Here is an 11,084-nt window from a genome sequence, read left to right as displayed (position 1 = left end):
TTTTTTAATGATTTAGATGGTTTTCTACAAAAAATGAAGTTGATTTAACATTATGTTATATTTAGTTGTAATATATAACACTGTTGTGAAATAGATAGTTAAAAAACAAAATACTAAATCAAACAATAAGGTTCCATAGGTTTTTTGTGTGAAAACTAATAAAATCCAACGTTTGAAACCGTGGGCAATACAAGCAAAAACTAAACAAAACAATAGTTCACAGTTTCAACTGTGGGAAATGAGAAGTTGGGAAATTAAAAAATCAATATTATAAATAGTTAAAAATAGGTAATGCTCACAAGATTAATGTATTACCAATTATAAAAAATTTATCAGAAAGAACACATTTGAAACTTTCAAATTGGATCATTTTTTACATAAAAAGGACAATAATAAAAAACCTAAAGGTAATTTCGCAATGAAACTACTATTAAGTTTTCAAAAATAATTCTATCTTTAGAGGTTACTTTTTATCAAAATAAAGAATGTTTTTATAGCTTTCGCCAAAAGGGGAATTTCCAGTATCTCCTTTTGCAAGAGGATAGGTTTTGCTCAATTGTAATTTTCCATTTTCGATTTTAAAATCTTCTGCTTTTTCTAAATAAGAAAAATAACGGTTTTCACAATCCATAAAAGTAGGATCAACCGATGCCATTTTGGTTGAAACCAATGACTCGAACTTTATTTTACCCGTCTTTGTTTCGGCATCATAAGACAAGATAGTGTAACCACCCATAAATTCATTGACTGAGGATTGACCATACAGTTTCATACACTCGGTTTCTGTCAATTTTTCAGAAGTAAAAGTTACATTCATTTCTTTCACTTTACCTTCGTTCATAAAACCACAAGGGGTATCCAAGGCATCTCCCATTAGCACATTTTTTAAAATCCAAGTTCCTTCAAGATTACTGAAAGCAGTTATTCTTTGTGCATTTAAAGATTCCAAAGAAGTCTGATTTGAATTTGAACAACTTATAATAGTAAAAAACATTAATAAAATTGATATTTTTTTCATTTGTAAGAAGATTTTAATTTAATTACTGTTTAATAATTATTGCAAATCTAATTAATTTCTTTAAAAATATTGCTATGTAGGTATATATCTATATATTCAAAAAAATAGACTAGATAATAAAACCAGTGTCATATGGTAAAACTATATTTTTAAACTCAATTATCTTAACTAGAATAGTTTAAACAGAAAATAGTTTTCTATTTTTAAATGAATTTTTACAAAATTTCTTGAATAATGTAATTGGTAGTATTTATTTCAAAAGCATGATGCACCTGCATTCCCATCAATTTATTCCCCAAAGGAGATTGTGGAGAAAGAGCAATTACATTGATTCCTTCCACAGCAATTTTTGGAAGTGCTGCACTTAAATACAAGTAAATTCCATTGGCTTTGACTAAACTGCCTACAATGATAGTTTTGGCAATTGTAGTAGAATCAATTTTATCCAAAATAGCTTTTTGGGCCAATACTTCCCGCAATTTGTGATTGAGTTTTTCTTGCTCGATGTGCATCATCGACAAAGCGGTTTCGTGCTTGTCGCCTGCTGAACCTTTGGCATCGTTCTTAGAATCTTCGGTCAAAGCCACAATCATATCCCGAAAAGCATCTTCTCTGTCTTGAACTAATTGCTGATAATGTTGGTGGATTTTTTGTTTGAAAGTCATAGGATTTTGCCACAAAGGCGCTAAGTCATTTTTGCCACAAAGGCACTAATCCACGAAGATAAAAAATGTTATTATGTTGTTTAAGCCTGCATAAATTTTTTGCTTCTTTGCGTCTTTATTGCAAAAAAAAATTGTGTCCTTGTGCCTTTGTGGCAAAAAACTTATGCCCTAGTGGCAATAAATCTAAAAATCAAATTTATAATTCACTCCCAAAACTACCTGAAGTCCCTGAACTGAATAATTCAGCCATTTTTGATAGCTGTTATTGGTGATATTATTGGCTCTCAAAAAAGCAGTTAATCTATCACTATATTTGAATCCTACATGGGCATTGACATCAAAATAACCATCCAGACTTTTTATAAGTTTCGGTTCATTACCATTTAGATAGGTATCATAGTGCTGTTCATCTTTTCTTTCTCCTACATAAAACACATTCATCCCAGCATACCACTTTTCGGTAATTTCGAAATCTATTTTTGAGTCTAATTTTATGGTTGGTAAATTCCAGGCTTCTTTTTCAGAGTTAGTAGTAAAACTGTTAAAAGTGCCATTTATTCCAAAAGATACTTTTTCTGATAAATCGGCTTTTAATTCTCCGTAAAAACTCAGTGTTTTCATATCATCATAGACTACTTCAAAGGAATTTCCTAATTGATAACCCTCTACTTTCATAATATCTTCATACATGGAGTCATAATATTCGTTACTTTTAAACAAGGCTTTGTTTCTTTCATTTATATAAGAACCCCGAATATTGTAGCTAATATCGTTGGTCAATTTCCCTTTCAATCCGGCGAAAAGATCATATTGCTTATCTGTTGGAGCAATGGTCAATCTAAGAGAAACGAATGGATTTTCATTTACAAAATCCGCAAAGGTATTTTGTTCTAAATTACCGTCGACACCTGTGTAAAAAACCATTAAATTATCAACGATATCAAACGACGCGTTTATTTTTGGATAAATTAAAAATTGATTATTGCTTGTTTCTGCATCTAAGCTATAAAACAAACCAGCCCCAATGGTAACTTTCCATCCCTGTTCATTGAATTCAAAACTAGGAGCAATCCCTATATTTGTATAACCATATTGTATAGTACTAGTATTCCAATAGTTTTTTTCGAAACTCCCTTTCAAATAATCTACAATTACATTTGTATTTAATAGCCTATCATTTATATTGAATTCAAAGGAAGGCTTTACATAAAATCGGTTCTCAGCAGATCCAAATGCATCCGAAAAATGATTGAATTTCAGGCTCACATCATTTAAAACACCATTTTTAATGTTTATTCTATTCCCAACGTATAGCGTATTATAACTTTGCTGTACATTAGTTTCATTTATCAAAGTAGCCCTTTGTATCGGAGTCAAAAAACTACCAAAATCTATAGGCAATCCATACCAATTGTAAATCTGGTTTTGGTAGCCTACATCTAAATTCCAAGACAAATTTTTTCGGTTTGTTCCAAAAGTCAAATCGATATTAGTTTCATTATAATTATCCGATAGTTCAACACCCTTAATTCCACCTTGGGAGGAAAAATGGCGAAACATTCCGCCTATATAATCGGTAGTATTGAGGTCCTGATTTAGAAACAATTCGGCATTTAGCACCCCGTAGTTTCCTCCTCCAAAAGTCAAATAATTTTTAAGATACTTGGTTTTTTCTACTTTATCTACACTCTCGGCAATCCCTTTGTACGGAGTAAAAGTAGAGGCAACTGGAAAAGAAAAAATAGCATATTTTACGGCTTCTTTTTTAGCATTTTCTTCCTCATCGATTGTAGGTAATTCTTTTATTTTGGATACATCCGAGATCGTTGGTGTATATTGTTTTACAACATTTACGACTTCTGTCCCTATGTTTTCTTCCTTTTTTTGAGCGAATGAAAACTGGATTTGTAATAGACCGATAGATAATAGACAAAAAGACGATAGACTATTTAACATAAATTATTGATTTAATGTGTTTTGAAAAGACATTGTTGCTTTTTGAAATTCTTCTATTTTATTTTCAATATACTGTGATAATTCATCGGCAATATAATTTTGACTATTAGCTAACAACAATTGAGTTTGAAGTTCGAATAACGAACCTAAAGAAATATCTAAAAAATGACTAAAGGATTTATTAGTTCGACTTGAACCCTCAGCGATGTTAGAAGGCATAGAAACAGAACATCTATTCATTTGACTAGTCAGCCCAAACTTTTCTGAGCTTGGGAAACTTGAAGATAATTTAAAAATTTCTTTTGCCAATTCCATCGCCATTTGCCATATTTTTAGTTTTTTAAAATTGTGTCTTTTAAATTCACTCATAATTACTTTTCTATTATCTATCCGTCTATTATCTATAAGTCTAATTTTGAATGGATGAATTCGTTTTAGACTCTATGCTTTTTATCGCATCCAATTCTGTTTTGGCTTCTGAAACTACATCTGGAAAATCAGGGAAATTTTCAATTACATTCTCTAAAATATAAGTGGCTTGAAAACTGTCTTTGAGCCCATAAAAATTCTTTGCCATTAGAACCAATCCTTTGGCTCCAAAATATTTATAACTAGAGTAATTCTTTGCTAATTTTTGAACTGCAGTATTCGAATCTTCAAATTTTGAGTCTTGATTTTTAAAATAAGCGTCATAATACAAAGCTTCGGCAGCTAATTCTCCTTTAGCGATAGTTTGAAGTTTAGCATACCCTAGACGGGCTTTGCTTTCATCACCCGATTTAAATGCAGAACGGGCTATGATGATTTGCGCATCACTTTTTACACTAATGTCTGATTTTGGATTATCTAAAACTTTCTCTGCATAGACAACCGAATTTTCATAATCTTTAGCATCATAATAGCACTTCATCAAATTAGATTGAGCAAAAGTTTTGTTTTGCGGTAAATCGGCTTCGTTTTCTATGCGAGATAATACCAGTATTGCTTTTTCATAATTGTTGTTTTTTAAGAAAATTTGAGCCAATTTCATCAACGATGGCTCAGAAAATTCATTTCTAGATTGTGCGATTACAAATTCATAATTAGGAATTGATTTGTTTTCTTCTCCATCAGAGTAGTACAACTGAGCGAGATAATAGTTGGCTTTTACAGCATGAATTCCGTTTGGAAATTTAGCAACGTAAGTCCCAAATCCTGTCATAGCTTGTTTAGAATTGTTTTGCATATATTGCTTTTCGGCTGCATCAAAGCTGTCATTGTCTAATTCTGCATCGGTTACGGATACAAAATCTAAAGTACGAACCCAAGATGCATATTCATCTACTTTGCCATTATCAACATATATTAATCTTGCCGTAGCAACTGCCTCGAGTGCCTCGGGTGTTTTGGGAAAATCGGCCGCTACTTTCTTAAATTTGGCTATAGCTAAGTCATCTTTGTCTGAATTATAATAAATCAAACCCTGACGCAAAATTGCTTTCGAAGTAAAAGATCCTTTTTTAAATTCAGCATTTAATTGATCATAAGTTTTAATCGCTTGTTCTTGTTGTTTTTCAGCAACATAAGTATTTCCTAGTTCAAACAAAGCGTTGTCGCGGTATTCCGATTTGGGATACAATTGCAAAAACGAATTTAGCTCCTCTATTTTTTTGTCGTTTTTTGAAACAAATCCATAGCAAATTGCTTTTTGAAAATAAGCATAATCCGCATCGATACCTTTTAGTTCTATAACTTTATTATAGGCTTCTGTTGCAGAAGTGTATTTTGAAGTAACGAATCGACAATCTCCCAAACGCAAGTAAGAATCATATAAATGCACTTTATCTGCTTTGCCTTTACTTATTTGATTTTCAAAAAAAGTGCTTGCTTGTTCATATTCTTTTATTTTAAAATAGGCATACGCCAGATTGTAATTTACATTTTTATATTCGGGAGTATCTCTAGCTTGAGTCAAATCTAAAAATTGCTTGTAACTTAACACTGCATTTTTAAAATATTCTTGATTATATTCAGATTCCCCTTTCCAGAAAGTAGCACGAGCAATAAAAACTGCATCTTTTTGTAACGCTATAGATTTTTCAAACAAATCAGCTGCCTCTTTATATTTTCCTTCATTATACAATTCTAAACCTCTATAAAAAGTGACTTTTTGATAGGCCGATTTGTTTTCAACCGATTTGTTTTTTTCTAAGAAAGTCAAAGCTTCCTTAAAGTTCTTTGAAGAAATATAAGAATCTATCAGTAGCCTCTCAATTGCTGACTTATTTGCATTGCTTGGATATTTCTTTAAAAACCCAATTAAAACTCCAGGAGTACTTTGGTAAGAATTTCCAATTTCATAACTCAATTTTGCATAATTATAATACGCATCTTCCTGAATAGCCACATTATACTCCATTTCAGATGCGTTTTTGAAAGCGTTTAATGCTTGTTGTTTTTTATCTAGTTTAAGATAACTTTCTCCCAGCTGATAGTAGGCATTTTGAGCAATAGCGTCTTTACCACCTATAATTTTATTATATTGAGCAATAGCTTTCTCATAATCTTTTTGCATATAATATGAGTATCCTAATTGGTAAAAATCAGTATTACTCCACTTTCCTCGTTTTCCTTTATATTCTGAAAAATAAGGAATGGATTTGTCGTATTGACTTAAATTAAAATAGCTTTCGCCGATGATTTTATTCAATTCTGACTTTTCTAAAGGACTGGATTTTGTCATGGCTATAATCCCTAAATCAATCGCCTTTTCAAAATTTCCTTGCTTGAAATTCATATCGGCTTGGTAGTATGACAACTTTTCTTTGTATTTGTTTTCGCCTGAAACCTGATCAAAATATTTGTTGGCTTGATTATAATCATTCCCTTCATAAGCAATAAATCCTAAATAATATTTTGCTTGAGAACTATATTTTGTTGAAGTAACCACCTTATTCAAATAGTTTTTAGCTTCTTTTTTATTTTTCTCTGTAAAAAAACAATACCCCTTTTGAAAATTAAATTTTTCTACGTCATTAGTTTTAAGTAAATCTTCTTCTACTTTATCAAACCAATTCAAAGCCTTATGATATTCTTCTTGTGCAAAATGATACTGTGCTAATTGCAAAAAAGCCTGGTTTTGTTTGATATTGGTAGGGTAATTATCTACAAAACGCTCCATCATAACTCCAGCATTGGACTGATTCGTTAGAATTGCACAATGGGCACTATAAAATGCGCAATCTGATTTTAGATCTTCTCGAGTTGTTACCAACTTAACTTTTTCGAAAATTATTTGAGATGAAGCAAATTGACCGTCTTTATATAATGAAAGTGCCTTGTCAAATTCTTTTGATTCATTTGTGTAAATACCTGATTTTTGTGCCTGAACAGAAGATATTTTTAAAAATATAAATAGTAACAAAAGCTTAGAAAGTTTGTGCATTGTGATTTTTATTTAATAATTCAAATGTATCGTATAATCAAGGCTATAACGGACTACTTCTTGCTTTTATTATGAACATCTTTTTGAACAATTAGCAATTGAAACTATATTTTCTATGTAATGAATTGTATAAAATTGTTATCGATTGATAAATACATGAGGATAAAATAAAATTTATTTTGAATACAAGCGTTATCTTGCTACTTTTACACCATAAACAAATTTGCTATGTCATTACCGGTATTGTCTCTAAAAAACGTAACTATAACTCAAGAAGAAAAAATTATTTTATCTGATATAAATCTTGAAGTAAAACATGGTGAATTTATTTACATCATCGGGAAAACAGGTTCTGGAAAAAGTAGTTTTATGAAGGCTCTTTATGCCGATTTGCCATTGACAGAAGGAGAAGGCACCATTGTAAATTTTGATTTAGCCACTTTAAAAGAAGATGATATTCCGTTTTTGAGACGAAAAATAGGTTTTGTATTTCAGGATTTCAAATTATTGCCAGACCGAACTGTTCAAGACAATTTGCTTTTTGTGTTGAAAGCAACAGGATGGACTGACAAAATCGATATTCAAAATAAAATTGACGAAGTACTGGATAAAGTAAGCATGAAAGATTTTGTCAACAAAATGCCACATCAGCTCTCTGGTGGTGAGCAACAACGAGTTGCGATTGCAAGAGCCTTACTCAACGACCCCGAATTTATTCTTGCCGATGAACCTACAGGCAATCTTGACCCTCAAACCAGTATTGAAGTTCTTGATGTTTTGAGAAAAATCAATTTGACTGGAAAAACAGTCATTATGGCTACTCACGATTATGCTTTGTTAATGAAATTTCCATCAAAAACATTAAAATGCGAAGATGCAAAACTTTTTGAAGTGGTTCAGAAGACGGCATAATTAAGAACTATATCTACATTCATAATCAAATTAACTTTTATTGAAAAAGGATATTATAGTAATTTCAGGAATCAATATGGTAGAAGGAGGTATTTTCACCATATTGGATAATTGTTTGCAAAAAATATCCGATTATTCAAAAAACAAAGAGATAAAAGTCATTGCTTTAGTTAACGATAAATCAAAATTTAATTATCCAAACATTGAATATATCGATTTTTCAAAATCAAAAAAATATTGGATTAATAGATTATACTATGAATACTTTTATTTCAAGAAACTTTCAAAAAAAATAAAGCCTGATATTTGGCTTTCTCTGCATGATGTTAGTCCGAATGTAGTAGCTAAAAAACGCTTTTTATATTTCCACCACCCAACAATTTTTTATAAATCAACACTTAAAGACTGGATATTTGATTATAAAATTGGTGTTTTTTCCATTTTTTACAACTATTTATTTCAAATTAATTTATCTAAAAACAAAGCCGTTTTTGTACAACAAAATTGGATAAAAAAAGAATTTGAAAATCTATATCATTTGAAAAATGTTTTGGTCACAAAGCCTGAAAACATTCAAGAAAAAGATAGTGAAGAAATAAACTTAGACACTGCCAAAATTCACTTTTTTTATCCCAGTTTTCCTAGAAGTTTTAAAAATTTCGAATTGATTGGAAAAGCCGCAAAACTATTACCTAATTCGATAAAAAACAAAATCGAAGTACACCTTACTATTTCAAAAAACGATAATAATTATTCAAAATACATCATAAAAAAATATAATTTTAAGCCTTTAAATTTCATTGGTAAAATTAGTCGTGCCGAAGTATTTGGCTACTATAAAAAGATGGATTGTTTGTTATTTCCTTCTAAATTAGAAACCTGGGGATTGCCAATTACAGAAGCCAAAGGTTTCGTTAAACCTGTTCTATTAGCTAATCTTCCTTATGCAAAAGAAACTATTGGAAATTATGATAAAGTCTCTTTTTTTGACATTGAAAATCCAAAAGAATTAGCGCAGTTGATGACCGATTTTGTAAATAAAACGATTCAATATCAAGAAAATAAATTTACATTTGATGAAAGTGACCAATTGAAAGATTGGAACTCGATTTTTGATTTTATGTTAAAAAACTAGCTAATGCCATTTTTCTCAGTCATTATCCCACTTTACAATAAGGAAAACTATGTTGAAAATACCATTAAAAGTATTGTCAGTCAAACTTTTACGGATTATGAAGTACTTATTATTAACGATTGTTCTACTGACGCAAGTGTAGCAAAAGTTACTCCTTTCGTTTCAGAAAAAATCAGATTAATTCACCACGACAATAACAAAGGCTTATCAGCTACTAGAAATACAGGCATAAAAAATGCAAAGTCTGAATATGTCGCTTTTTTGGATGCGGACGATTTGTGGAAACCCACTTTTTTAGAAACTATAAAATCATTGATTGCTAATTTTGAAGACGCTCGTATTTACGCTACAAACTATCAAGAACTTTATTTCGACAAAACTTTAAAACCTCTAAATGGTTCTGAAAATTTTACTGAAAATTTTTCGGTTTACATTAATTTTTTTAAAACCAATTTAAAACAAGGAATTTATAACCATGGAAGCGTTTGTTTTCATAAAAATGTTTTTCAAAAAGCTGGTCTCTATGATGAAAATATTGATTTTGCTGAAGATATTGATTTTAATATTCGAGCTAATTATCATTTTAAATTAGCATATTCAAATTCAATACAAATGAGTTATTTGATGCAAACCGAAAATCAATTGACCACAAGTTCAATACTTAATAAACGGCTCCCAAATTTTGATAAATATGAAGAATTAACTATAGACAATTTTTCAATTAAAAAATATTTGGATTTTGAACGCTATGTCTTATCAAAACACACAAAAATCGATGGGGATATTAATTTATCAAAAAAAATAAGCAGTTCAATTGATTTTAAAAACTTGAATTGGAAGCAAAAAATACTTTTAAAATTACCTATTAGTCTATTGCAAATCATCTATAAAACAAAACTATTTTTAGTTCGAAACGGATTGAAATTCACTAGTTATTGATTTCATATTATTTTAAATAGCTCAGAAAATATTCGTATTCTCTAATATAATCTTCTTCTTTAAAAACTTCAGAAGCTAAAACCAAACAAACGGCTCCTGAAGAAAAATTTTCTAATTCACGCCATATATTATTGGTGATTATAAGTCCTTTATCTGGTTTATTTAATGATATTTTTTTAGATGTTTTTCCGTCTTTTAGCACAACATCAAAACTTCCCGAAAGTGCAATTAGAATTTGATTCAATTTTTTATGCGCGTGACCACCTCTTTGAGCCGAGCTAGGAACATCAAATAAATAATATACTCGCTTTATATCAAAAGGGATAGTATCCTTTTCTATAACGGCAATATTCCCTTCAGGGTTTTCGATTTTAGGTATATCTATAATTTTTATGTTCATTTTATTTAATTTTCATTAATTCTAACCATTGAACACCAATTTTTTCGATAGAAAACTTTTCTACGCTTGACTTTGCGTTCTGCTTGCAATGTAAGTATAATTCTTTATTATCAATCATCACATTCATTGCTAGTGTTAACTCATCAAAATTTTGATTTTCGACTAAAATTCCGTTATGATGGTTTGTAATAATTTCACTTGGACCAGAGGGACAATCGAAAGAGATAACTGGTGTTCCACAAGCCAAGGATTCGATTAACACCATTGGAAAACCTTCGTGCTTACTTGAAAGAACAGTGTAAAGTGAATTTGTATAATACTTAAATGGATTTTTAACTTTGCCTTCAAAATAAATCTTATTTTCTAATTTAAGACTTTTTACCAAACTAACTAGCTGATTTTTTAAAATCCCATCGCCTAAAATCACCAATCGAATATTTTTCTTAGGTAAATCTGATTTTGAATAAGATTCAATCAATTTGTCAAATTGTTTAATATCATCTTGCATTCTTCCAACGGCAAGAATATATTTATAATCTAAATTTTCCTTAGACTGATTTTGAATGTATCCTATATCAATAGGATTGTAAATAGTTTCAATATTCGAATACTTAAAATCAGATTCTATTCGTTTT

Annotated in this window: 10 protein-coding genes; 3 read left to right on the top strand and 7 right to left on the bottom strand. The window is 30.2% G+C overall.

Features of this window, described 5'->3' with window-relative positions; translation table 11 throughout:
* Positions 1 to 463 precede the first annotated feature (463 nt).
* The 5 genes from ACKVOD_RS09525 to ACKVOD_RS09505 all read right to left on the bottom strand — a co-directional run bounded on the left by ACKVOD_RS09525 (position 464) and on the right by ACKVOD_RS09505 (position 7,063).
* Positions 464 to 1,018, bottom strand: coding sequence for an META domain-containing protein (locus ACKVOD_RS09525; RefSeq protein ID WP_409209238.1), 555 nt, complete (start codon positions 1,016 to 1,018; stop codon positions 464 to 466).
* Between the two features lie 215 nt (positions 1,019 to 1,233).
* Positions 1,234 to 1,683, bottom strand: coding sequence for a hypothetical protein (locus ACKVOD_RS09520; RefSeq protein ID WP_409209237.1), 450 nt, complete (start codon positions 1,681 to 1,683; stop codon positions 1,234 to 1,236).
* A 183-nt stretch (positions 1,684 to 1,866) separates the two neighbouring features.
* Positions 1,867 to 3,639, bottom strand: a complete 1,773-nt coding sequence (locus ACKVOD_RS09515) for a TonB-dependent receptor (protein ID WP_409209236.1) — start codon at positions 3,637 to 3,639, stop codon at positions 1,867 to 1,869.
* Positions 3,640 to 3,642: 3 nt separating this feature from the next.
* A complete protein-coding gene (locus tag ACKVOD_RS09510) occupies positions 3,643 to 4,008 on the bottom strand; it encodes a four helix bundle protein (RefSeq protein ID WP_409209235.1) in 366 nt (121 codons plus the stop codon).
* A gap of 40 nt (positions 4,009 to 4,048) precedes the next feature.
* Positions 4,049 to 7,063 (bottom strand): tetratricopeptide repeat protein, encoded by a 3,015-nt coding sequence (locus tag ACKVOD_RS09505; RefSeq protein WP_409209234.1) that lies wholly within the window; start codon positions 7,061 to 7,063, stop codon positions 4,049 to 4,051.
* A gap of 228 nt (positions 7,064 to 7,291) precedes the next feature.
* Here ACKVOD_RS09505 and ACKVOD_RS09500 point away from each other — a divergent pair, with 228 nt between their 5' ends.
* From ACKVOD_RS09500 to ACKVOD_RS09490, 3 genes are read left to right on the top strand one after another with little or no spacing between them, the layout of a single operon-like run.
* The gene (locus tag ACKVOD_RS09500; protein ID WP_409209233.1) at positions 7,292 to 7,975 is read left to right on the top strand and encodes a cell division ATP-binding protein FtsE; all 684 of its coding nucleotides are present in this window, start codon (positions 7,292 to 7,294) and stop codon (positions 7,973 to 7,975) included.
* Between the two features lie 40 nt (positions 7,976 to 8,015).
* The gene (locus ACKVOD_RS09495) at positions 8,016 to 9,110 is read left to right on the top strand and encodes a glycosyltransferase (protein ID WP_409209232.1); all 1,095 of its coding nucleotides are present in this window, start codon (positions 8,016 to 8,018) and stop codon (positions 9,108 to 9,110) included.
* Positions 9,111 to 9,113: 3 nt separating this feature from the next.
* The gene (locus tag ACKVOD_RS09490; protein ID WP_409209231.1) at positions 9,114 to 10,049 is read left to right on the top strand and encodes a glycosyltransferase family 2 protein; all 936 of its coding nucleotides are present in this window, start codon (positions 9,114 to 9,116) and stop codon (positions 10,047 to 10,049) included.
* Positions 10,050 to 10,056: 7 nt separating this feature from the next.
* Here ACKVOD_RS09490 and ACKVOD_RS09485 read toward each other — a convergent pair whose 3' ends face one another.
* On the bottom strand, positions 10,057 to 10,449 hold the full coding sequence (locus tag ACKVOD_RS09485; RefSeq protein WP_409209230.1) for a sugar 3,4-ketoisomerase: 393 nt from the start codon (positions 10,447 to 10,449) through the stop codon (positions 10,057 to 10,059).
* A gap of 1 nt (position 10,450) precedes the next feature.
* Positions 10,451 to 11,084: glycosyltransferase (locus ACKVOD_RS09480; protein ID WP_409209229.1), on the bottom strand; the 634-nt coding region annotated here is incomplete at its 5' end.

It is taken from the genome of Flavobacterium sp. (assembly GCF_046155325.1).
In the GTDB taxonomy this organism is placed as follows: Bacteria; Bacteroidota; Bacteroidia; order Flavobacteriales; family Flavobacteriaceae; genus Flavobacterium.
Note: the sequence above shows the minus strand (reverse complement) of the source record. Positions and strands in the feature narration are given on the sequence as shown.

Bases quoted from the DNA above. Each gene is read 5' to 3' on its own strand.
- ACKVOD_RS09525 (WP_409209238.1), bottom strand. From the start codon at position 1,018: ATGAAAAAAATATCAATTTTATTAATGTTTTTTACTATTATAAGTTGT.
- ACKVOD_RS09520 (WP_409209237.1), bottom strand. From the start codon at position 1,683: ATGACTTTCAAACAAAAAATCCACCAACATTATCAGCAATTAGTTCAA.
- ACKVOD_RS09515 (WP_409209236.1), bottom strand. From the start codon at position 3,639: ATGTTAAATAGTCTATCGTCTTTTTGTCTATTATCTATCGGTCTATTA.
- ACKVOD_RS09510 (WP_409209235.1), bottom strand. From the start codon at position 4,008: ATGAGTGAATTTAAAAGACACAATTTTAAAAAACTAAAAATATGGCAA.
- ACKVOD_RS09505 (WP_409209234.1), bottom strand. From the start codon at position 7,063: ATGCACAAACTTTCTAAGCTTTTGTTACTATTTATATTTTTAAAAATA.
- ACKVOD_RS09500 (WP_409209233.1), top strand. From the start codon at position 7,292: ATGTCATTACCGGTATTGTCTCTAAAAAACGTAACTATAACTCAAGAA.
- ACKVOD_RS09490 (WP_409209231.1), top strand. From the start codon at position 9,114: ATGCCATTTTTCTCAGTCATTATCCCACTTTACAATAAGGAAAACTAT.
- ACKVOD_RS09485 (WP_409209230.1), bottom strand. From the start codon at position 10,449: ATGAACATAAAAATTATAGATATACCTAAAATCGAAAACCCTGAAGGG.